Consider the following 22,833-nt stretch of genomic DNA (forward strand, 5'->3'; position numbering starts at 1 on the left):
TGCTACGAGGTCAGATAATGAGGGTTCTTCGAAACCAAAGGCCGGTCTGGGACATCTAAACTGTTGACGGCAAGCATAATAGTTCCAGAATTGGAAAGGTTTACTTGGTTGTTGCTGAGACTCGCGGCCTGGTTGTGCTAAAATTCGAAAGTTTTGGCTTGGCCGTAGTCTCCTAATACAGCTCCCGCCGCTATGCGCGCGACCGGCTTCCCGGCCCTACGGGAAGTGCCGTGCAGTAAGGGGTATTGCCACTTGGCTCTGGAAGACAAGTACGACGACATTAAGAAGCTGATCGATGCGGGCAAGGAAAAGGGCTATCTCACCTACAACGAGGTGAACGACCTCATCCCGCACGACGTGCATTCGCCCGAGGACCTCGACGACCTGCTGACCACCATCGGCACGCAGGGCATTGATGTGCTCGAAGGTCCGGCGAAGCTGCCTTCCTCGGCTTTGGAGAAGAAGTTCGACCAGGAAATCGAGGAAGGCGAAGAGGTCGAGCTCGATCTCACGCCCGGCGCGCTGGAAAAGACCAACGACCCGGTTCGCATGTACTTGCGCGAGATGGGCACGGTTCCGCTGCTCACTCGCGAAGGCGAGGTGGAGATCGCCAAGCGCATCGAGCGCGGCCAGCTCCGCGTGCTGAAGGCGCTCTCCCGTTCCCCCATCGTAATCCGCGAAATCGTCGGCCTCGGCGAAGACCTCAAGAAGGGCGTCCGCTCGGTCAAGGAGATCACTACCTTCGACGAGGAGGAGATCACCGAGGAAATCCTTCTCAACCGCTTGAAGGAGATGACCGGCAAGATCGACGAGATCAACAAGCACTACAAGAAGTCGCAGCAGCTCGCCGAAAAGTTCGAGGCCATTCCCGCCGTCAAGAAAAAGCAGCGCGAAGGACGCCGCGGCCGCTGGGCGCTGGCTCGCGAGCTGGTCGAAGTCTCGCGCGGCATTCGTTTCCTGGGCTTCACCAACAACGAGCGCAAGCGCCTCATCGAGCGCGTCAACAAGGCCGTCGACAGCATGCGCGCGCTCGACCGCCAGATTCAGAACACCGAGAAAAAGATTGACGCCTCGCGCAACGAGGAGCAGAAAAAGGACCTCCGCCGCCAGGCGCGCCAGATTCGCGCCGACCTCGAGCGCCTGGAAGTCGAATCCGGCACCAGCTTTCAGGAGCTGAAGCGCACTCAGCGCGAAATCATCCAGGGCGACATTGACGCCGAGCAGGCCAAGCGTGAGCTCATCGAAGCCAACTTGCGCCTCGTCGTCTCCATCGCCAAGAAATACACCAACCGCGGCCTGCAGTTCCTCGACCTGATCCAGGAAGGCAACATCGGCTTGATGAAGGCGGTGGACAAGTTCGAATACCGCCGCGGCTACAAATTCTCCACCTACGCCACCTGGTGGATTCGCCAGGCGATCACCCGCGCCATCGCCGACCAGGCCCGCACCATTCGTATCCCGGTGCACATGATCGAGACCATCAACAAGCTCATCCGCACCTCGCGTCAGCTAGTGCAGGAGCTCGGTCGTGAACCGACCTCGGAAGAAATCGCCAAGCGCATGGATATTCCGGTCGCCAAGGTCCGCAAGGTGCTCAAAATCGCGCAGGAACCGATCTCGCTGGAAACCCCGATCGGCGAAGAGGAAGATTCCCATCTCGGCGACTTCATCGAAGACCGCGCCGTCATCTCACCCGCCGAGGCCGTCATCAACGTCAACCTCAAGGACCAGACGGCGCAGGTGCTGCGCACTCTCACCCCGCGCGAAGAGAAGGTCATCAAGATGCGCTTCGGCCTGGAAGACGGTTCCGAACACACCCTCGAGGAAGTCGGCCAGTCCTTTGCCGTCACTCGCGAACGCATCCGCCAGATCGAGGCGAAGGCGCTGCGCAAGCTGCGTCATCCCTCGCGCTCGCGCAAGCTCCGCGCCTTCATGGACGGCGTGCGGGACTAACAATCCAAGTTCGGATCAAAAGGGCGCTACAAACAGCAGCGCCTTTCTTTTTGCTTTGCGTCCTTCGCGGTTGACGTTTTGAATTTCAACCTCGATTTCCAGTCCTTTCCACAACAAATCCCTGACCTTCACAACTTCTGCACAGCGCAACCTCAGTTTCGCATTGAGCGGATCAACGGACTCAGGCAAATTCTTTCGCACGCGAGCGTTGATGTCTGGAGCGCGTCGCGCGGGTAAAATGCCGAACTTGCGGTGATGCAACGGCCCGCTGCGCCTCACGGAGAGCGCAGTTCGCTGGCAACCGGTCCTCGGCAACGGAGGACTGGCTTGGCAGGTTCGGCACTTCCGAGCTCCTCGTAGGTAACGGCCAGTTCTGCGGGCACGACACGGCAGCATGGGTGCTTGGCAACGCAGCCCACCTGGGTTCCCAGCACGCGCCGGTTTTGCGCGTGATGGGGTGGAAGGCGGTTTCCACCTGAATGGTTCAGGGGAGCGTGGCACGGCATTCGGCCCACTGGCCTCGGTTAGCAGGCATGGATTGCGTGTGCCGGCCGAGGCGGCTGGACTTGCCGAGACGCCGATGGATGCGGATTCCGCACCCGAAGGGCGCTTCGAACCCCGTGCCTGTCGCCCGCAGCGGTCCGCCGTCGAGGGGTGCCGAACCGCGCACAGCCGGAGAGCGCCGCCCTGAGTTCCAACTCGCTGCAGGCGCTGAACCGGTGCTGGGAGCGATCTCTGCTTGAAGCGCGTTCCCGGCGGCTCTAGGACATCCGCAACGGCGCGGTTCACGTTGGCTGGCGTGAACCGCGCTTCTTAATTGTCAGTGCCGATTGCTTAGATTTTCAATGGCTAATCGCTAATTGCCCATCGCTAATCGCTCTCACGCACGTGCACCTTGCCAACTTCCCGCTTTTCCACCGTTAATCTCCGATATTCCATCTTGTCTTTTCCCCCGCTTCGCCTCATATTCTGATCGGTAAACTTTGGCCACCACCGAATACAGTCTCGAGCGCGGCCTGCCCGCCAACCTTGACGCCGAGCGCTCCATCCTTGGCGCCATCCTGCTGGACAACTTCACCTACACTCAGGCCTCTGCGGAAAACCTCCAAGCCGACGACTTCTTCCTCGACTCGCATCGCCGCATCTACGCTCGCATTACCGAGCTAGCCGACTCCGGCCGTCCCGTTGACCTGGTCACCCTCGCCGAGGAGCTAAGCCGGCGCAAGGAAGTGGAAGCCATCGGCGGCGTGGCCTACCTGTCCTCACTCACCGACGGCCTGCCGCACCGCCCCAACATCGAACAATACGTCCGCATCGTCAAGGACAAGGCGCTGCTGCGTGGCCTCATCTTCGCCGCCAACGCCGCCATCGCGCGCGCCATCGACGAATCCGAGCCAGCGCACGACGTCCTTACCTCCACGGAAGCCGCCATCTACGAACTCTCCGACAGGCGGCTCATCTCCGGCTTCCGCGACGTGAAGCAGATCGTCAAAGAGTCCTTCGGCTCCATTGATGCGCTCTACGAACGCGGCCAGCGCGTCACCGGCCTGGAAACGCACTTCGTGGATTTCGACAACCTAACCAGCGGCTTGCAGCATTCCGACCTGATCATCATCGCCGCCCGTCCCTCGATGGGCAAAACCGCCTTTGCGCTGAACATCGCGGAGAACGCGTCAATCAAGGACAACAAGGTGGTCGGAATGTTCTCGCTGGAAATGTCGCGCGAAGCGCTATTACTGCGGCTTCTCTGCTCCAACGCGCAGGTGGACTCGCACAAGCTGCGCTCCGGCTTTCTTGGTCGCGACGATTATCAAAAGCTCGTCGAAGCCCTCGGCCGTCTCGCCGAAGCGCCCATCTTCATTGACGACACGCCCGGCGTCACCATCAGCGAAATGCGCGCCAAGGCCCGCCGCTTGCAGCACCAGACGGGCGGGCGGCTGGACCTTCTTATCGTGGATTACCTGCAACTCATGTCAGGCGGCGTCCCCGGCGGCAAAACGCGCTTCGAGAACCGCACTCAGGAAGTCTCCGCCATCTCCCGGGGCCTCAAGCTGCTGGCCAAGGAGCTGCGTGTGCCCGTGGTTGGGCTTTCCCAGTTGAGCCGCGCCCCCGAAAGTCGCAGCGGCGACCACCGTCCGCAATTATCCGACCTCCGCGAATCCGGCTCCATTGAGCAGGATGCCGACGTCGTCGCCTTCATCTTCCGCGAAGAGGTGTACGACCCCAAGCCGGAGAACGAAGGCTTCGCTGAACTGATCGTCGCCAAGCAGCGCAACGGCCCCACCGGTAAGGTGGACCTGGCCTTCCTCAAGCGCAGCACCCGTTTCGAATCCCGAGCCTCCGACAGCCAATAGCGCGCTGTGGCGCCGCGCCCTCGCGTGTGCAGGCTGGATGCGCCGGGCTTCAGCCCGGCGAAACATACGCTTAAGAAATTACCATTCCGAGCGGGCTCTCAGCCCGCGAGGAAATCTGCTGTTGCGACGCGTCAGACAGTGCTCGATCGTGCAGCGCCGCAGGCGCGAATGAAAATAGCCCGGCGCCTCAAGTGCCGGGTCGGGCTGCAAAGTCGCACCAAGTCCCGTAGAGACGACTGAATTACTGCCCCAACTCCTTCATGCGCGCACGCTCCGGCAGCTCAGCCACCGCTTTCCCCTTCGCATCAAAGATGATCAGCCGCGCCGCCTCCCCTTGCACCGAGAACCGTGCTCTGACGTGCCCCTCGCCATCTTTCAGCACGATCTCCTGCGCTTCCACCGTGCGTGCCCTCACCCGCTCGGGAAACGGCAAGTCGGCGCGAGCATTCACCGCCAACGAGCCAACCAGTGCGATCAGCAGCGCCATGGCGATCATTTTCCACCGCCGACGCGCCGCCACAATCTCCTGCAGCGACTCTGCCATCATGATCTCCTCCCTCGGAACAACACACTTCCGCCGCTAGAACGCGCTCCCAACCATTTCTTGCAAACTTATTTTCAGTCACACTATCGTTTCCGCTCCTGCTCGCACATCGTCGTTTACAATCGCAGTTCGGCAATCTGAAACGGCCGGCCTTATATCGGAAATCCCATGCGACCCACTTGGGCGGAGGTATCGCTCGGCGCTCTGCGCCATAATTTTCGCCTGATCAAGCAGCACGTCGGAGCCGACGTGACCGTCTGCGCTGTCATCAAGGCCGACGCCTACGGCCACGGGGCCGTCGAATGCGCCCGCGCCCTGCAGGAGGCCGGTGCCACCTGGTTCGGCGTCACCTCCACTGAGGAAGGCGTGAAGATCCGCGAGGCCGATGTCGCCGGCCGCATCCTGCTGATGACCGGCTTCTGGCGCGGCGAGCAGGAAGACGTCATCCGCCACAACCTCACTCCCACGGTGTGGGAATGGTGGCAGATCGGGGCGCTGGAGGCGATGCTCGCCAAACAGAACGCACCGCCCCGCTCGTTTCCCGTGCACATCAAGGTGGACACCGGCATGGCCCGCCTCGGCGTGCCCGATTACTTCATGGGCCTATTCCTGAAGCGCCTCCAAGCCGCAGAACCAATCGCACTCGAAGGCGTATTCAGCCATCTCGCCTCCGCCGAGGTGCTCGACGCCGAAGACGCCAAGCAGCAGGCCAACCGCTTCGCCGAATTCGAGCAGTTCATCGCCGATCACGGCTTCTCACCCCAGTTTCGCCATATCGCCAACAGCGCCGCCGTCGGCGGGCGTCCCTCGCTCTGGCGCAACATGGTCCGTCCCGGAATGCTGCTCTACGGTTACGGCCTGCCGCTCATGCGCACCGAAAACGATCCCGAGATTCCGCACCCACTGCCGGTCAAGCGCGCTCTTTCCTGGAAAACCAAGATCATTTCGATGAAAGACGTGGGCGCCGGCCAGACCGTCGGCTACAAGGCTGCTTACGTCACCAACCGTCCGACCAAGCTCGCCGTTCTTCCCGTCGGTTACGCCGATGGGCTCTCGCGCCATCTCTCCTCGCGCGGTCGCGTGATCGTGCGCGGAACCTACGCGCCGATGGTGGGCATCATTTCCATGGACATTACCGTCGTGGACGTCACCGACGTCAACGGCGCCGCGCTCGGCGATGAGGTCACCATCATCGGCTCCGATGGCGATTGCATGATTGACGCCTGGGAGCACGCCCGCCTCGAAGCCACCATCCCCTACGAAGTCCTCTGCCGCGTCGGCAGCCGCGTCCGCCGCACGTATCAGGAATAGCGTTCAGCTGAACCGCATCCTGGGAATGCGTCCGTTACTCGCTTTCGCGGGCGACGGGGGGATGCGACGTTTAACTTGTTCGTCCTGCAGGAGTTCCCCGACGGTAATAGCGATTATTTCTCGTTGGCTCCGGCCATGGAATCGAGCAATTTCGGCCCGCGCGTCAGATGTGAAGTCGAAGCCTACGAAGAAGCCCTTCTCGCGGTTCTCACGCATCATGGCGGCTTCGAACTGGTCGATCTCTGGCCGTCCCACCTTGTCGCGCTGCTTCACCTGGATAGGGAACCAATCATCCATAAACGCAAACTGGTCCTCGCGTGCCCTGCCCTTGGGAATAGCAGACATGGGGTAGATTCGGCCATCAATGCCCATGTCTCCCACGTGGGCCTTGTTCGGCGTGCCACCGACGGCAATTACCGCCCAGTTTTCAAACTCGAACGGAGGCAGCTTCCGCAGTTGCTCTTCCGTCCACGGCAGGTCACGAACCACGAACCCACGGCCAATTTTCCAGAGCTTCTCATTCTCCGTCAGGCCGCAAGAGTCGCGCAGTCGCTTCGCCATGACCCGGCATGCGGTCGGTGAAACATCAATGCCAATCCAGTGGCGACCAGCATTCTGGGCAGCCACCAGGGCCGTGCCACATCCACAGAACGCGTCTAGCACCAGGTCTCCCGGTTGAGAGGAGATTTCGATAATGCGCTCGAGCAGTTTCAGCGGCTTCTGGGTTGGAAATCCGATGCGCTCGTCAGCGACTCCTTGCACCGGCCCGATGTCATCCCAAACGGAGCCTAGAGGCACTCCTTTCCCTTCATCAAGATAGCGTTTCAGGCGTGGCACCGCACCCGGCTTTGTCTGAACCACGCGCCCCTCAGCATAGAGCTTCTGCATGTTTTCTCTGCTGTAGCGCCAATATCTACTAACCCCGAGAAAGTCGTAATGCGGGTTCCCCTTCGAAGGCGCGGCGCCCCCAGGTGCGCCGAGGTCGCCTAGCTGGTATCTCCGACCGGTCTCCGGTTCAACGTGGTGATAGAACTTCTCAATGTATTCGGCGTCGTACGGTCGGTACAGGTGCTTGAAGTAGTGATCTTTGCTGCCCGCATACATGAACAGCGTGTCATGCACGCGTCCCAGATGTCTTGACCCCTGCTTCGCGTCGTTGTGCGATGACTGGCGCTTCCAAATGATCTCGTTCACGAAGTTGTCCTCGCCCAGGATCTGGTCCAGCATCACTTTGACGTAGTGGCAGGCGTGCCAGTCACAGTGGTAGTAGAAGATACCTGTCGGTTTCAGTACGCGAGCCAACTCGACGCACCGTGGCCGCATGAAATCGATATACGCCTGGGTGGAGCCGTGACGATCTTCGAACGACCGCATCTCCCGCGTTTCGCCCCAAAACACTTCGTAATTGCGATTCGAGTTGAACGGTGGGTCGATATAAACGAGGTCGATGCAGTGGTTGGGTAGCCTCGGAAGCTGGTCAAGATTGTCGCCGCAGTAAACCACCTCTGTGTCGATCAAGGAAGACAACTTCGGTGGAGAAGGAATGCGCCGTTGCATGGAACTCTGTTACTGGGGGAGAGAACTTATAGGCTACCGGAACTGGTGCGCTTTCCAACGACAACGTGCAGTTACTTTAGTGTTGTTTCATTTCGGGAAACAGGGCGGCGGGAAGCGACGCGGATCGAGCGCCTCCCGTGCGGTAAGCGGCACAAGGGATTCCGGCAGTTACGAGCCCACGCTAAGAGCCAAAAGCGAACCGCTTTTGTTATGCTTTTTCCATCCATGCGCCGGCGCTATCAAAACTGGATGCACGATTGGGAGACCCGCCTCACCACCCGCGACACCAACCGGGTGGTGCGTCCGTTCGACTGGGGCGTGGAATGGACCCGCGGCTGGCCCGGCGTAAACGGCAACCTTCCGACTCACGATTCAGAGGAAGAATTCTTCCACCGCCTCAACCGCCACATCGTCGTCCACAGCGACGAGTTCTTCGCCTACCGCACCCCCACCGACTTCCGCATCGAGCAGCATCCCGTCAAGCTGCACGCAGCGGGCGGCAATCACGGCGACGACGAAGACCGCGGCGTGGGGGATTTCCTGCGGTTCACCTCGGCCGTTTCGACGCCGTATCCGGAGAACAACATCGCCAACGCGCATTGGTTTCCCACCCGCGGACGCCGCGCCATGATCGTGCTGCCGCAATGGAACGCCGACGCGATCGGTCACAACGCCCTCTGCCGCATGATGAACTTCTGCGGCATCGCCGCGCTGCGCCTCAGCATGCCCTATCACGACGTCCGCCGCCCGGCCGAGCTGGAGCGCGCCGACTACGCCGTCTCCGCCAACGTCGGCCGCACCATTGCCGCCGCCCGCCAGGCCATCTTGGACGTTCGCTCCTGCCTCGACTGGCTCCAGTCGCAGGGCTACCGTCAGTTCGGCATTCTCGGCACCAGCCTGGGCTCCTGCTACGCCTTCATCGCCAGCGCCCACGACGAGCGCCTGCGCGTGAACGCCTTCAACCACGCCTCGACCTACTTTGCCGACGTCGTCTGGACCGGACAGTCCACCCGCCACATTCGCGCCGGAGTCGAGCGCGAGATCACGCTGGAAAGCCTGCGCCAGTCCTGGCTCGCCATCAGCCCCATGTCGTATTTCCACCAGTTCAGCCGCTTCCCCAAGAAATCGCTGATTGTCTATGCCACCTATGACCTGACGTTTCTGCCCGAGTTCTCGCGCCAGGTGGTTGCCGAGTTCCGGCGCCGCCGGCTCGATCACCGCGTCGCCGTCCTCCCTTGCGGTCACTACACCACCGGCGAGACGCCCTATAAATTTCTCGACGCCTGGCACCTGGTGCGGTTCATCAGCAACGCCCTCTAACGAAATATCGCCCTACGATATATCATCCCAAGAGGCTACGCCAGCCGCCCTCGTTCTCTTTTCGGGAAATTGTTCCGCGTGGAGCAATGGTGCAAATCCTGCGAACTTTGGGAATCTCTTACTTGTTCTTCCACACCGGCTTGCGCTTCTCCACCACGGCGCGCAGCCCCTCGGCGACATCCTGTAACTCGTAGAGCTGGTTGAGGTAGATATCATGCGATTCCTTCATCGCCTCGGGCAGGGGCTTGCCGCTGGTGCCGGCGATCACGCGCTTGGTCATCTCCAGCACCGGCCCGCTGAACTCGCAGATGCGCGCCAGGATTTCGTTGACCGCCTTGGACAGGTCGGCCTCCGACACCACTTTGTTGACGAAGCCAAGCGCCAGCGCATCTTCCGCGGTCAGCGGCTGGCCGGTAAGGATCAGCTCGTAGGTTTTTTTGGGGCCAATCACCGCGGGCAGCATGACGGCGGCGAAGGGCGGAAACACGCCCATCTTCACCTCGGGCTGAGCGAAACGAGCGTTGGTTGTGGCAATGACCATGTCGCCGAAGGCCACCAGCTCGGAGCCGGCGCCGATGGCAGGTCCGTTCACCACCACGATGAGCGGCTTGGAGATTTCGTTAATCGCCTGGAAAACGCGGTTGAAGGCTTCCAGGGTCTGGAAGACGCGCTCCGGGCGCGAGTCCTCGACCGAGATGCCGGCGGAAAAAGTCTTCTGCGAGGAATCGAGCATGATGCACTTCACGTCGGCGCGGCCGTTGAGGCTCTCGATGGCCTGCGCCAGCTCCACCATCAGCGGCACGGTGAGCACGTTGTAAGGCGGGTAATTCAGCGTGATGCGCGCGACGAATGTGCTGTGGTCGAACTTGATGTACTTGAAATCCTGCGCGACGCCTGGCCTGCTCGCCATGTCTTCCTCCCGAATTGTTCCGCGGGCGCATTATGTGACGAAACGGCCGGCCGGACAAGCTGACGTGTCGGTTATCGCGGGTCGCAGACCCGCGCCACACGACCGCTGCCGCACTCATCTGCCCGGGGTACAATGAAGGCCTATGAAAATCGCATTGGGCGCCGATCATGCCGGGTTTCCGCTGAAGGAACGGGTCAAGCAGTGGCTCATCGAACAAGGTGTACAGGTGGACGACAAGGGCACGTTTTCGAACGAGTCGGTGGACTATCCCGACTTCGCGCGCATCGTGGGCGAAGCGGTCGCTGCCAAGCAGGCCGACCGCGGCATCCTGGTGTGCGGCAGCGGGATCGGCATGTCGATCGCGGCCAACAAGATCCCGGGCGTGCGCGCCGCCAATCCCCACACCGTGTTTGAGGCGCAGATGAGCCGCGAGCACAACGACGCCAACGTGCTCACGCTGGGCGGGCGCGTGCTCACCGAGGACCAGGCGCACGGCATTCTCGACGCATGGCTGCGCACCAAGTTCGCTGGCGGGCGGCACCAGCGGCGCGTGGACAAGATTTCCCAGATCGAGCGCGAAGAACGAGTACCTAGTGCCTAGTCGCGGGTCTCGCATCGCGGGTGCGCGCAAGATACACGCGCGACTCGGCTGATCACCGGAGGCATCTATGGCCACGCAACCACGGCCCAATCGCCCGCCGGAATTCCAGGAGTATCGCAACGGCGAGTACGTGATCAGCACCGATCCTCGCCGCCTGGACCTGGACGCCATTCACAAATTCCTGTCACATTGGCCGGGTTGGGAAACCGACGGTATCCCACGCGCGACGCTGGAGCGCGCGTTGGCGAATTCACTTTGCTTCGGCGTGTACGAGGGCGCGCGGCAAATCGGGTTTGCGCGCGTGGTCACCGACTATGCCACCTTCGCTTTTATTCTTGACGACTACATTGAGGAGAGCCATCGCGGCCGCGGCTTGGGCAAATGGCTGATGCAGACCATCCAGCAGCGTCCAGAATTGCGGGGGCTGCGCCGTTGGATGCTCTACACGCATGACCAGCGCATCTACGCCAAAGTCGGGTTCAAAGCACTCACCGATCCGGCGACCTACATGGAGATTTTCGATCCGGGGATGTATAAGCACGGCTAACCGCATCTCCGACCTCTGCTGCCCGCCTCCGTCTTGGATACGCTCCTGTTGCGGAGTATGCTTTACCGTTTCCTGATTCGCCGCGCAGGCTGAGACCTGACGGCTGAGAGCTGAGAGCCTTTATGAACAACCACCGCATGTCCCGCCCTCTTTTTGAAGTTGATCCGGATGTTGCCACCGCCATTGCCAACGAAGAGCGCCGCCAGCACGAGGGGCTGGAGCTGATTGCCAGCGAGAACTTCGTCAGCGAAGCCGTGCTGGAGGCCATGGGCTCGGTGTTCACCAACAAGTACGCCGAGGGCTATCCCGGCAAGCGCTACTACGGCGGCTGCGAGTTTACCGACGTAGTGGAGACGCTGGCCCGCGAGCGCGCCAAGAAACTGTTCGGCGCCGACCACGCCAACGTGCAGCCGCACTCGGGTTCGTCGGCGAACATGGAAGCGTATGCCGCGGTTGTCCAACCGGGCGACGTGGTATTTGGTTTGAACCTGGCGCATGGCGGCCACCTCACCCACGGGCATCACCTCAATTTTTCCGGCAAGACGTACAAGATCGTCCCCTACGGCGTGACCAAGGAAACGGAGACGATTGATTACGACGACCTGGAGAAGATGGCGGAGCGCGAGCGGCCGAAGCTGATCATCGGCGGCGGCTCGGCCTATCCCCGCATTATTAATTTCGTGCGCATGCGCCAGATCGCGGACAAGGTCGGCGCCCTTTACCTGGTGGACATGGCGCACTTCGCCGGCTTGGTGGCGGGCGGCGTACATCCGTCGCCAGTGCCGCACGCGCAGATTGTCACCACCACCACGCACAAGACGCTGCGCGGCCCGCGCGCGGGCATGATCCTGTGCCAGAAGATGGCGCAGATTGGCGACAAGCAGGTGGACCTGGCGGCCGCGATCGACAAGACGGTATTCCCCGGCGACCAGGGCGGCCCGCTGGTGCACATGGTGGCGGCCAAGGCGGTGTGTTTCCACGAGGCGATGCAGCCCGAGTTCAAGGACTACGCGCGGCAGATCGTCGCCAACGCCGCGGTGCTGGCGAAAACGCTGGCCGACGATGGCTTCCGCATCATCTCCGGCGGCACCGACACGCACCTCATGCTGGTGGACGTCTTCAGCAAGGGCATGCTCGGCAGCGAAGCGGAGAAGGCGCTGGGCGAGGCCGGCATCACGGTCAACAAGAACGCCATTCCTTTCGATACCAACCCCCCCATGAAGCCGAGCGGCATCCGTATCGGCACCCCGGCGCTCACCACGCGCGGCATGAAGGAACGCGAAATGTTGCAGATCGGGCACTGGATCGCGCAGGCTCTCAACAACCGTACCGACGCGCAGGTGCTGGCCAAAATCAAGCGCGAGGTGCTGGCGATGTGCGAGGCTTTCCCGCTCTATCCGGAGCGAAGGGCACGGGCGATGGCGGGGACTAGATAGTTTCGAGTTTCAGTTTCTGATGGAGATGGGTGGAGCAGGGCTTCAAGCCCTGCATCGAAAGCTGCCCATTCGAGATCGGCTTCAGCCACTGTGGTACTTCGGGCGCAGTACCTCAGGGGCTGAAGCCCTTGTCTTCTTGGCTGCGGATCGCACGTCTCAAAGCCTGCGCCATTCTTGCACCACGGACTTCGGAGAATCGAAGTTCGTGCGCCACCTGACTACTGCGTAGCCCTGCGATCATCCGGGTTGCTGGTAGAGACCGATCACGTTTCCTGCCGAGTCGCGGAACCTGGCAGTGATCTCGGGCGCGTCCACGCCGATCGGCTGCACGATCTCGCCCCCGTTGGCGGCGATCAGCTCCAGGGTCGCGGCCACGCTGTCCACCATGACGTAAACCATGAGGCCGGGCTTAGCTGCGGGGGGACGCCCCAGCACCCAGGTGCCGCTCACTTCGCCGACCGAGTCATCAAAGGCGGTGTGACCGTCACCGCGTTGCCGGAGATTCCAGCCGAAGACCTTGTGGTAGAAATCAGCCGAGCGCGCAATATCGGTAGCGGGCATCTCGATGTAGCAGATTTTGCCATTGGCGAACTTGGGAGGCATCAGGACTCCTTCAGAGCGGCGTCATTCTAGCAGGCTTTTGCGCGCCCAATGATGTGGGTGTTACAGTACAGTTCGCTTCCGCATCTCTCGTTGGAGACCTTGTATATGCGTCGTCTTTCACTGCCGTTCGTGTGTGTCATTGCGCTTTTCACGATGTGCGTTGCGGCTGAGACCTCCGCCCCAGAACCGCCCGCGCCTTCTGTCGACGGGACCATGCCGGCGCTGGTCGCGATTGCCGGCCACGGCATGATGAGCGCTCATCCTTACGAAGACTTGGAAGAGCTGAGCGACATGATCGGCGGGCGCGTCACGGGTTCGCCGGAAGCGGCGAAGGCGATCGCCTGGGGCATCGCCAAGATGAAGGCGATCGGGCTCGACAACGTGCACGCGGAGAAGTGGTCTCTCGCGCGCGGATGGTCGCGCGGTTCCGCCACCGCCGAACTGGTGGAGCCCATCCAGCGCAAGCTGGACATCGATTCCATGGGATGGGTTGGATCGACGCCCAAGGACGGCGTCACCGCCGAACTGGTGCCGGTGAACATCAACGCGCTCGACGAGGAGATCAACCGGAATTCCGGCAAGTGGGCGGGCAAGATCCTGATCATAGTCAAGAAGGGCGAACCGCCGAAAGACAGGATGGGCACCTTCGCCAAGTTCGGGGGCTTGCTGAAGAAGGCCTGGGAAGCGCACGCGGTGGCGGTAATCGGCGGCCAAGGCGGGTCGCACGCCAGCGGCATGCACCTGACGCACACCGGTGCGATGGGCTTCGACGTGTACTACGACATCCCGGTGGTGAGCATGACCGCCGAGGACCAGGCGCAACTGGAACGCTTCCTCGACCACGGCAAAAGCGTGCGCCTTCGGATCAATGTACAGAACAAGGTGACTAGTAGTCCGGTGGAATCGGCGAACGTGGTCGGCGATATCCGCGGCTCGGAACATCCGGAGGAAGTGGTGGTGGTCGGCGGGCATCTCGACTCTTGGGACTTGGCGCAGGGCGCCACCGATGACGGCTGCGGCGTGGCGACCACGCTGGGCGCGGCCGAGGCGATCATGGCCAGTGGTTTCAAGCCAAAGCGCACCATACGCTTCGTTCTTTTTACCGGCGAAGAGCAGGGTCTGCTCGGCTCGCTGGCCTATACCAAGACGCACGCCGCCGAAATGGCCAATCACCTCGGCGCGGTCATTCTGGACAACGGCCAGGGGCCGGTGGTCAGCCTGAATCTCGGTGGGCATAAGGACCTGATTCCAGCCGTCGAAAAGTTTGCCGATTCGGTGAAGGCATTCGGCGAGGTGAAGGTGGACGACAGGGCCGTTTTCGGCACCGATGCCGGCCCGTTCATCCTCGCCGGTCTGCCGGGCATCAACATGAACCAGGACTCGCCGGAGTACAAATACACGCACCACTCGGTGGTGGATACCTTCGACAAGGTGAAGCCCGATCTGCTGACGCGCGACGCCGCGCTGGTGGCGCTCACGTCGTACTGGATCGCCTCGCGTCCGGAGCGGTTCGCCAGCCCCTGGCCGGCGGAAAAGACGGCGAGAATGCTCATCGAAAGAAAGCAGGACACAATGCTGAAGGCGTTCGGCATCTGGCCGTTCGGCGATCTGGGCAAGGAAACTGCCAAGCAAGAGAGCAGCAAGGCCGGCGGGAATTAGGGCAGGCCGGCGGTTGGTCTAAGCCGGCACAGGCCACAGCTTCAACCGTTCCGAGCTTCGAGTATGCCTTCGCGCTACACTATCCACGTGCGCGTTGGAATTGACATCCGCCCGATCCACGATTTCGGCGTCGGAACCTACGTCCGAAACGTCGTGCGGACGCTCGGGCAACTAGACCAGTGCAGCGACTACTTCCTGATCGGCGGACGCGACCGCGTGCGCGAAATCGGCAAGCTCCCGCCGAACTTCCACATTGTTCCGTTCACCGTCGAAGAAGGCTCGGCGCGCAGCTACATCGGGTTTGCGCAAGTCCTGCGTTACTACGACTGCGACCTGGTGCACATTCCGCACCTGTACTGGACACCTCTGTACCTCCCCTGCCCGTACGTGCTGACGGTGCACGACCTGTTGGATTTCATGTACCGCGCACACAATGGATCGGGAATGCGGCGCGCCGCGCAGCGTTATCTTACCCACCGCGTCATCAGCCATGCTGCGCGCATCCTGGCGGTTTCCCAGTTCACCAAGATGGATATTCAGCGGCTGTTCAGGATTCCCGAGAGCCAGATCGAGGTCGCCTACAACGCCATTGACGACCGCTTCCGCGTCGGCCACGCCACCGATGCGGACCGCGAATTGATTGCCGAGCGCTACCAGTGCAATTACCCGTTCTTGCTCTACGCCGGCCGGATCAGCCCGCACAAGAACGTGGTCCGCATCATCGAGGCGTTCTCCGCGCTCAAGACGGAATTGGAGAAGGAAGGCAAGTTCCCCGACCTGAAGCTGATCATCATCGGAGACGAAGTTTCGCGCCATCCCGACCTGCGACGCACCGTGATCAAGAGCGGCGTGCAGAACGACGTGCGCTTCCTGGGATTCGTGCCCATCGAGGTGCTGCGCATCTTTTACGACGTGGCAAAAGTCTTCGTCTTCCCCTCGCTGTACGAAGGGTTCGGGCTGCCGCCGCTGGAGGCGATGGCGCACGGCACGCCGGTGGTGACCTCCAACACCTCTTCGCTGCCCGAGGTGGTGGGGAATGCCGCCGTGCTGGTCAATCCGGAGAACGTCTTCGAGATCATGCGCGCCCTGCACAAGGTCCTGGTCGACCCGCCCCTGCGCGAGAAACTCAAGCGGAGAGGCTACGAGCAGGTGCAGCGCTTCTCCTGGGAGGCTTCGGTGCAGCGCATCCTGAATGTCTATCGCGAGGTTGCCGGTGCACCCGCCGTCATACCCGCGCCAACCGGAGTGCGACAGGCCTGAGACCATCTTCAGTCGGCAGTCTTGACCTTCTCCTGTCGAGCCCCTGTCCTTCGATCCGCAAGCCGGCGGCTACTCGCAGGCCACAGGTGGCTCACGATTTCTCTTTCTCCAGGAGGTTCAGCCACAAAAAACAACCTCTCGGCGGCGGATTACGTCTAACCACTTGCGATGTGGGGAGAGCCGTGCGTCATTGTCGGAATTCTGCTGGTGGCACTTCTCCCGTTCGTCGCAGTGTCCCCCTTCGGCCACGCGGTCACTACCGCAAACGAGGCGCGATGAATCGTAACGACGTTCTCCAGGCCTGGGGGCGAATTCTTTCCGGGCGAAAACCGCTGCTCTCCATCGAAATCACGCGCGAGTGTCCGCTGCGCTGTCCGGGGTGTTATGCATACGGCGACCAGCACCTCGGCGGTCTCACAACCTTGCGCGAACTGCGCGATCTCCGCGGCGACGCCTTGGTGCGCGGGGTGCTCGAACTGGTGGACCGCCTGCAGCCGCTGCACGTCTCGATTGTGGGGGGCGATCCGCTGGTCCGCTACCGCGAATTGGAAGAGCTGATGCCGCAGTTGGTGCGCAGGGGAATTTTTGTGCAGCTGGTGACCAGCGCGTTCCGACCGCTTCCGCCGGCATGGGCCGGCATGAATCGGGTGCAGGTGGTGGTTTCCATTGACGGCCTGCAGCCGGAACACGACGCCCGCCGCAAACCGGCCACCTACGAGCGCATCCTGAACAACATCGCAGGCCAGCGTGTCACGGTGCATTGCACCGTCACCGGCTTGATGCTGAATTCTCCAGACTACTTGGAGCGCTTTCTCGATTTCTGGACGGCGCGCCCGGAGATCGAGCGCGTGTGGTTCAGCACGTTTACCCCACAAAAGGGCGAGCAGTTGCCCGAGGTCCTCACCCGGGCGCAGCGGAGCCTCGTGGTGCGCGAGATGCTGCGGCTCCGGCCGATGTATCCCAAGCTGGACATGAAGGAGGAGACGATTCGCGAGTACGAATACCCGCCATCCTCGCCGGAACAATGCGTCTTTGCGCAGACGACGGAAACGGTCTCGGCGGACCTGAAGACGCGCATCACGCCCTGCCAGTTCGGCGGCGATCCGGACTGCTCGCAATGCGGCTGCGTCGCTTCCATGGCACTGGCGGGCGTTGGGCGGAAGAAGTTCGCGGGGGTCACCCTGGCCGGTTTTCTGCGCGCTTCCAACCTGGTCGGCTCCGCAGTAGCGCGGGCGAAAGCGGCCTAGCCATCAAAAATCATCTCCCGGCACCAACGGACAGCGGAACGGCGTACTGCGGAACCACTCGTAATACAGATCCTCGCCCACCCACTCCGCGATATGTCCACGGTACTCGGCGATGAAATTGAAATCCGCGTCGAACTCGTGCGCGACGATGCGCTGGTCCTGCCCGTCGTAGTAGCGGACGCAGAAATGCCCTTCCGAGACCTTCTGGATATCAATCGGCCAGCTATCTTCAAGAGCGAGGTCCAGGCGCGCGAGCACGGCTCCAATATCGTATTCGGCATCGCCGATGAGAACCGTATCGGTCCCGCTCCCCAGCTTGCCAAAGCGCTCTTCGATCAGCTTGCGTCCCCGCAGATCAGCCATGTTCGACTCACGCTTCAGAGAAGGATCACGGACAAGCTACGCCAGCTTGGGAATGCCGGTCAATGATCCCGACATGGAGGTCGCTGGCCGCGCAGTGTCTATGCTGTTGTGGAAACTTGGGACGCCCCGTTCACTCGTAGCGCAAGGCTTCGACCGGGTCCAGCTTGGCGGCGCGCAGGGCGGGAAAGATTCCGCTCAGGGTCCCGACCATGATCAGAATAATTGCGGAAAACATGGCCGTCGTCGGGGAGATATGCAAGGTAATATCGCCCTTCCCGGAGGTGTCCTTGAAAAGTGGGCCGAGCAACGGGAGCGTTGGGACCAGCGCGGCCACCGCGTAGGACAGCGCGATGCCCAACAGGCCGCCGAACAGCATGATCAACAGCGCCTCGACCAGGAATTGAATGCGGATGTGCCACTTGGTCGCGCCGAGGGCGCGGCGCAAACCGATCTCGCGGATGCGTTCGTCGACCGAGACGAGCATGATGTTCATCACCCCGACACCGCCGATGCCGAGGGTCAGCGCGCCGATAAACACCAGCAAAACCTGCAGCCCAATGGTGATGCCGTCAATGATGGGACGGAATTCCTCACGCCCAAACATCTGGATCGCTTTCTTGTCGGTCGGCGAAAAACCCTGGCGCCCGGCAATGGCCGCCAGCACCTGCGCCTCGGCCTTGGCCTCGAAGCGCGGCGCCACCGGCTCGAAAACCATTACGCTGGCGTACTTCGTGTTCCACAGGTCACCGGCAGTGGTGAACGGGATAAACACCGAACGATCGTCGCTGGTGAAGTAATTGCTCATCTGCAGCTTGCGGTCCATGATGCCGATGACGGTAAACCTCATGCCGTTGATCTCAGCTTCTTCTCCGACCGCGGGACGGCCTCCGAATAGTTGTTCGCGAATGCGTCCTCCCAGGAAGACTACGCGGCGCCGCTCGACCAGGTCTTGCGCGGAAATCCAGCGTCCCTCTTTCGCCACCTCGTTGCGCATTTCGCCGTACTCGGGACAGACGCCGCGGATGGCGGTGTTGGCGAGCCTTCCTTGATAGGAAACCGACAGCCACCTCACGGTTTCGAGGCACACCGTCTTCACCAGCGTCCCTTCCTCTTTGACGCGCTCCAGATCGGCTTGCTCGAACCGCACTACCTTGCCGGCACGCTGGCCGCCGGGCTGTTCGCTGGTCTGCGCCGGCCAGCAGACCACGGCGCCGTGGCCAAACGCTTCGAAGGCGCGCACCAGGACACCGCGGAAACTGCTGCCGTAGGCCACCAGCAGCGTCACCGTCACAATCCCCCACACCACCCCAAGCATGGTGAGGATGGAGCGCGTCTTGCTGCGAAGCAAGGCGTGCCACGCATCGGCGATGGTTTGGATCAACATCTGTGCGCCAGGAACCGACCAGCCATACCCTGCTTAACCTCCCGCCTCGTACCGCAGCGCTTCAATGGGATCGACCGAAGCGGCGCGGCGCGCCGGATAAATTGCCGATGCCACGGCAACCGTGCCCAGCAGCGCAAAAGCCAGGGCGCCCGCTTGCCATGTCGGGATCAGGCCCGCGAAGTAATCCGGCATGTGCGCCATATCCACCAGCGCGCATATGCCAAACGCAACCGCAAAACCTATGGAGCCGCTGAGGAACACCACGATCAGGCTTTCCAGGAAGAAATGGCGCAGGATGGTCTGCGAAGTGGCGCCCACGGCCTTGCGTACACCGATCTCTCGGGTACGCTCTCGCACCGCGACCAGCATGACATTCATCACCCCGATGCCGCCGAGAAACAGCGTGACCAGACCGACCGCGCCCAGGAAGTACTTCATCCCGTCGGTCATGGTCTGAAATGCCTTGGCCTCCTCCACCGTGTCCCAGACGTTGGCGGCTTCTTTGTCGGTGGGATCGAAGTTGTGAATGCCGGCCAGTGCCGCCACCGCTTCCGCCTTGCACCGCTCGTGCAGCGCGACGCTGCGCGGCGTTACCAGCAGCCGGTCCAGCGTATGTGGCGTGTCCGGCGCTTTGTTCGGAAAGTCCTCGCGCATTGGTGGGTAAGGGATGAAGATTTTGTTCACATCCATGCCGTCATAGCTGGAATCCTGCTTTTTGGTTTGCATTACCCCGATGACTTGGTAAGGAATGTCGTTGAGATAGACGCTTTCACCAACTACCGGCCGCGAGCCGAACAACTGCTTGCGCGCATCGCTGCCCAGAAACGCGACTCGGCGCGCCTCGCGAACATCGTCCCAGTTGTAGAAACGCCCCTCGCCGACGTTGATGCTGCGCACTTCGGCAAACGACGGATGGGAGCCTGTGACCAGCAGCGTTGCGGCGTTGAAGTTGCTATGGATGCGAACGTTGTTCCCCAGTTCGGGCAATACATAACGGCACGCGGGCGCTTTTTCCTGGACGAGCGGTATGTCGCTGTCTTCCCAGCGAACGCGCCGCCCGGCGCGCAGACCGCCGGCTTGGGTGCTGGTCCTGCCGGCAAAAATAATCATGATGTCGCGCCCGAAATTCTGCGAAACCTTCTGCTGCCCCACTCGCAAACCTTCGCCCGCCGCCACCATCAACATGATCGACACGACGCCCCAGGCGATTCCGAACATGGTAAGAAAAGTACGCAACTTGTGCGTCCACAGGGTCCGGAGCGTGTCGAGAAACAGGTCTCGCAGTTGCATGGGCTCAGTTCTTTACCGCTAACCGAGGGTACGTCCGAACCGGCATTCTGGTTCGGAGTTTTACGGCCTCGATCTGCGAATTAGACGGACCTGGCTCGCAACCGTTACCCCGCGGCACTCGAGCAAACGCACGAAGGACACCCTAAACTCCCTTCTTAGCCACAGCGCACACAGAAGGCTTTTTGCTTATTTCTCCGTGCCCTCTGCGGCTAACCTTGCCGGCGCGTCGAACAGCTTGTTTCGTTGGAGCAGTTCAGGAATTGCCGTATCCCCAACGAGAGGCCCTCGAACGTTGTCGCACATTGCTCACCGGTGCGCTACCATAGCTGCATACGTTGTGAGGTTCCCAGATGTCCCGTGGTGGTAAACATTCGCACTGGATTTGGCCGCTTGGCCTTGCGGTCGCTGGACTAGGCGCTGCCGCGACCATCCTCTTCCGAGGGTGCTGGCATACGCACATGGGTTGGCCGCTGCAGTACGACGAACATTATTCGTATCAGGTGTGCAACGAATGCGGCATCAAGCGTCTCTACGATCCCACGGTGTTTCGCGCCTATGGACCGTACGGATACGACGTGCACGATCTGATTGCCCGGGATCGGGCCCGCCGGATCAAGCGTCGGCAGAAGCTCTCGGCCTGACCGAAAGCCTCGACATCAATCGGCCGTCTCAAGCCCGCTGCAGCGATGCGCGCCGAACTGACGCACCACCTGGGTTACGAGAAGCACCATTGTGCAATTCTTCGCCGCCGATGAACGCAGTGTGCGCCGGATAAACTGCCTTGCTTTTGCCGTCGACCGTCGACCATAGACCGCCGTCTTCTCCTTCTGCTATTCTCTCATCACTTTTTCAGCCACTGGGAGGTGGGGAACCGTGGCCGCTCCGTCCTTAACAACCGCAACCGTTCCGTCCGCTCCGCGCACTCGTCCGCTGCAAGCCAAGCACGTGCTGTTTGTCGTCTTCGGCCTGCTGACGCTGCTCGTGCTCTACACCCGTGACCTGGCGCTGCTCGATCCCGCGTCGCCGCTACGCCAGCGTTTTGCGCCCATACCCTGGCTGATGCTGACCCACGGCGTGTTCGGCGCGCTCGCGCTCACGCTCGGCATCTTCCAGTTCTCCAGCCGGCTGCGCAGCCGATATCTGGCGGTGCATCGCCTGATGGGGCGCATCTACATCGGCGCGACCTTCATCGCCGCTCCTGTCGCGGTTGTCATCTCCATGCGTCTTGGCCCGCCGACGCTGCTCATGGCCACCGTCGTCCAGGCCGGCGGGTGGATTCTGTGCACCGCGGTGGCGCTCTACTGCGTGCGCAGCGGCAACATCCAGCAGCACCGCCAGTGGATGATGCGCGGCTATCCCTTCGCCATGGTGTTTGTTTTCGTGCGCGCCGTGCTGGCCATTCCAGCCGTCGCGCGCCTGGGCGAAGTCGGCGTCGTTTCGACGGTGTGGACGGTCATCGCGCTGGCCGGATTCGTGCCGTCGGTGGTCATCGCCTGGCAGGGAACGTTCCAAAAGAAGGCGGTGATGGTGAAATGAGCAGTAGCGTCGTAAGATTACCAATCAGTAAACCATGGACGGCACCCACCCCCATCCCCCTGCTTGCGCGTATATTCAATAAGTTACAAACGGTATACCGTCAAATCCGCACGGTAACCGTCGGTTACCGTCAGGTAGCGAAATGACGAGTCGGCGCGAGGCATTTTGTTGTCAAAGAACTAACTAGTGGCGGCTATCGACACCACCACTCCTACGCACTGGTGCGCAAAGCCAGGATAGCTGGTTGAAGGGGGCGAAAGTCTGTGATGTTCAGGAAAAATTTGCGGTTTGGTGCGGTGCCGGTTCCAAATTGGAACGGATGGCAGCTTGGAACAACAATTCCGCCCAACTAGACTAGTCGAGCAGGTTCAGAGGCACCTCGACCAAAAGAGACCTATCCGTATCGACTGCTTCGACTCGCGCGTTGTAGGCGATAAGCAATCCCCTAAGGTGTTCTCTCGTGCTCGCAATCGTGAATTGCCCGAGTTCATCCACATTTTGGGCTATGAACGACTCGATCGACACGACCGTAATGCGTCCGGGTGCCGAATAGTCGGCATTCTGTTTTGCGCCTTCCAACAAAGCACCTGGGACGAGCAAATAGGGGCAAAGCCCGCGCTCGGTGTTCCTAACACACTTTTCGTAGTGGCCGGACGTAGGGGAGATCGTTACGTGAAACACAGTGTCTCCGATTTCGAAATCCCCGGCTCGCCCGAGCTGCTCGTCTGCCGTGCTATACGATTGGTTTGGGATGTCGGCCTTCGGGAAACGGAGCTGAAGCTTTGCACCGACCAAGTACTGTGCAACTGCGTCGGACTTCCGAGGGTGTCCCATCCATAGTTGAAGGTTGAGGGGCGGTTCTCGACCCGGCTCTTGATAGAGTCGGGTTGGAAACTTTCTCAACGAAAGGAGAACCGCCTTGAAGCGAAGCTACCACACCCTCAGCACTTTGGGAAAA

General features: G+C 61.3%; 21 protein-coding genes. 12 read left to right on the forward strand and 9 right to left on the reverse strand.

Going from position 1 to position 22,833, the window contains the following annotated elements; translation table 11 throughout:
* The first annotated feature begins 252 nt into the window (after positions 1-252).
* Positions 253-1,953, forward strand: a complete 1,701-nt coding sequence (gene rpoD / locus LAN64_02490; protein ID MBZ5566699.1) for an RNA polymerase sigma factor RpoD — start codon at positions 253-255, stop codon at positions 1,951-1,953.
* A gap of 15 nt (positions 1,954-1,968) precedes the next feature.
* Here the strand turns inward: rpoD and LAN64_02495 are convergent, their stop codons facing one another.
* Positions 1,969-2,214, reverse strand: a complete 246-nt coding sequence (locus tag LAN64_02495) for a hypothetical protein (GenBank protein ID MBZ5566700.1) — start codon at positions 2,212-2,214, stop codon at positions 1,969-1,971.
* A 722-nt stretch (positions 2,215-2,936) separates the two neighbouring features.
* On the opposite strand from LAN64_02495, the gene dnaB reads away from it, so the two are divergent.
* Positions 2,937-4,307, forward strand: a complete 1,371-nt coding sequence (dnaB, locus tag LAN64_02500; protein ID MBZ5566701.1) for a replicative DNA helicase — start codon at positions 2,937-2,939, stop codon at positions 4,305-4,307.
* Positions 4,308-4,548: 241 nt separating this feature from the next.
* On the opposite strand, the gene LAN64_02505 is transcribed toward dnaB, so the two are convergent.
* Positions 4,549-4,854, reverse strand: a complete 306-nt coding sequence (locus tag LAN64_02505; protein MBZ5566702.1) for a hypothetical protein — start codon at positions 4,852-4,854, stop codon at positions 4,549-4,551.
* Between the two features lie 165 nt (positions 4,855-5,019).
* Between LAN64_02505 and alr the strand changes: the two genes are divergently transcribed.
* On the forward strand, positions 5,020-6,162 hold the full coding sequence (gene alr, locus LAN64_02510) for an alanine racemase (protein ID MBZ5566703.1): 1,143 nt from the start codon (positions 5,020-5,022) through the stop codon (positions 6,160-6,162).
* 3 nt (positions 6,163-6,165) lie between these two features.
* Here alr and LAN64_02515 read toward each other — a convergent pair whose 3' ends face one another.
* Positions 6,166-7,680: a restriction endonuclease gene (locus LAN64_02515; GenBank protein MBZ5566704.1), complete on the reverse strand. Its 1,515-nt coding sequence runs from the start codon at positions 7,678-7,680 to the stop codon at positions 6,166-6,168.
* Between the two features lie 288 nt (positions 7,681-7,968).
* Here LAN64_02515 and LAN64_02520 point away from each other — a divergent pair, with 288 nt between their 5' ends.
* The gene (locus LAN64_02520; GenBank protein MBZ5566705.1) at positions 7,969-9,039 is read left to right on the forward strand and encodes an alpha/beta hydrolase family protein; all 1,071 of its coding nucleotides are present in this window, start codon (positions 7,969-7,971) and stop codon (positions 9,037-9,039) included.
* A gap of 118 nt (positions 9,040-9,157) precedes the next feature.
* Here LAN64_02520 and LAN64_02525 read toward each other — a convergent pair whose 3' ends face one another.
* On the reverse strand, positions 9,158-9,949 hold the full coding sequence (locus LAN64_02525; protein MBZ5566706.1) for an enoyl-CoA hydratase/isomerase family protein: 792 nt from the start codon (positions 9,947-9,949) through the stop codon (positions 9,158-9,160).
* 142 nt (positions 9,950-10,091) lie between these two features.
* Here LAN64_02525 and rpiB point away from each other — a divergent pair, with 142 nt between their 5' ends.
* The 3 genes from rpiB to LAN64_02540 all read left to right on the forward strand — a co-directional run bounded on the left by rpiB (position 10,092) and on the right by LAN64_02540 (position 12,533).
* A complete protein-coding gene (rpiB, locus tag LAN64_02530; protein ID MBZ5566707.1) occupies positions 10,092-10,550 on the forward strand; it encodes a ribose 5-phosphate isomerase B in 459 nt (152 codons plus the stop codon).
* Positions 10,551-10,617: 67 nt separating this feature from the next.
* Positions 10,618-11,097, forward strand: coding sequence for a GNAT family N-acetyltransferase (locus tag LAN64_02535; GenBank protein ID MBZ5566708.1), 480 nt, complete (start codon positions 10,618-10,620; stop codon positions 11,095-11,097).
* 137 nt (positions 11,098-11,234) lie between these two features.
* A complete protein-coding gene (locus LAN64_02540; protein MBZ5566709.1) occupies positions 11,235-12,533 on the forward strand; it encodes a serine hydroxymethyltransferase in 1,299 nt (432 codons plus the stop codon).
* A 237-nt stretch (positions 12,534-12,770) separates the two neighbouring features.
* Here the strand turns inward: LAN64_02540 and LAN64_02545 are convergent, their stop codons facing one another.
* Entirely contained in the window at positions 12,771-13,136 is a 366-nt protein-coding gene (locus LAN64_02545) for a VOC family protein (protein ID MBZ5566710.1), read from the reverse strand.
* Between the two features lie 105 nt (positions 13,137-13,241).
* Here LAN64_02545 and LAN64_02550 point away from each other — a divergent pair, with 105 nt between their 5' ends.
* The 3 genes from LAN64_02550 to LAN64_02560 all read left to right on the forward strand — a co-directional run bounded on the left by LAN64_02550 (position 13,242) and on the right by LAN64_02560 (position 17,302).
* Positions 13,242-14,795 (forward strand): M20/M25/M40 family metallo-hydrolase, encoded by a 1,554-nt coding sequence (locus LAN64_02550; GenBank protein MBZ5566711.1) that lies wholly within the window; start codon positions 13,242-13,244, stop codon positions 14,793-14,795.
* Positions 14,796-14,858: 63 nt separating this feature from the next.
* A complete protein-coding gene (locus LAN64_02555) occupies positions 14,859-16,055 on the forward strand; it encodes a glycosyltransferase family 4 protein (protein MBZ5566712.1) in 1,197 nt (398 codons plus the stop codon).
* Positions 16,056-16,330: 275 nt separating this feature from the next.
* Positions 16,331-17,302, forward strand: coding sequence for a radical SAM protein (locus tag LAN64_02560; GenBank protein ID MBZ5566713.1), 972 nt, complete (start codon positions 16,331-16,333; stop codon positions 17,300-17,302).
* A gap of 3 nt (positions 17,303-17,305) precedes the next feature.
* On the opposite strand, the gene LAN64_02565 is transcribed toward LAN64_02560, so the two are convergent.
* From LAN64_02565 to LAN64_02575, 3 genes are all read right to left on the reverse strand, one after another.
* Entirely contained in the window at positions 17,306-17,665 is a 360-nt protein-coding gene (locus LAN64_02565; GenBank protein ID MBZ5566714.1) for a hypothetical protein, read from the reverse strand.
* A 130-nt stretch (positions 17,666-17,795) separates the two neighbouring features.
* Complete coding sequence (locus LAN64_02570) at positions 17,796-19,049, reverse strand: ABC transporter permease (protein ID MBZ5566715.1); 1,254 nt, start codon at positions 19,047-19,049, stop codon at positions 17,796-17,798.
* Positions 19,050-19,082: 33 nt separating this feature from the next.
* Positions 19,083-20,339 carry an ABC transporter permease gene (locus LAN64_02575; protein MBZ5566716.1) on the reverse strand — a complete coding sequence of 419 codons (1,257 nt, stop codon included), beginning with the start codon at positions 20,337-20,339 and terminating at the stop codon, positions 19,083-19,085.
* 458 nt (positions 20,340-20,797) lie between these two features.
* Here LAN64_02575 and LAN64_02580 point away from each other — a divergent pair, with 458 nt between their 5' ends.
* Positions 20,798-20,980 (forward strand): hypothetical protein, encoded by a 183-nt coding sequence (locus tag LAN64_02580; GenBank protein MBZ5566717.1) that lies wholly within the window; start codon positions 20,798-20,800, stop codon positions 20,978-20,980.
* A 232-nt stretch (positions 20,981-21,212) separates the two neighbouring features.
* Positions 21,213-21,875: a DUF2306 domain-containing protein gene (locus LAN64_02585; GenBank protein MBZ5566718.1), complete on the forward strand. Its 663-nt coding sequence runs from the start codon at positions 21,213-21,215 to the stop codon at positions 21,873-21,875.
* Between the two features lie 354 nt (positions 21,876-22,229).
* On the opposite strand, the gene LAN64_02590 is transcribed toward LAN64_02585, so the two are convergent.
* Positions 22,230-22,670 carry a DUF4928 family protein gene (locus tag LAN64_02590; GenBank protein ID MBZ5566719.1) on the reverse strand — a complete coding sequence of 147 codons (441 nt, stop codon included), beginning with the start codon at positions 22,668-22,670 and terminating at the stop codon, positions 22,230-22,232.
* Positions 22,671-22,833 lie beyond the last annotated feature (163 nt).

It is taken from the genome of Terriglobia bacterium (genome assembly GCA_020073185.1).
Taxonomy (GTDB): domain Bacteria; phylum Acidobacteriota; class Terriglobia; order Terriglobales; family Acidobacteriaceae; genus JAIQGF01.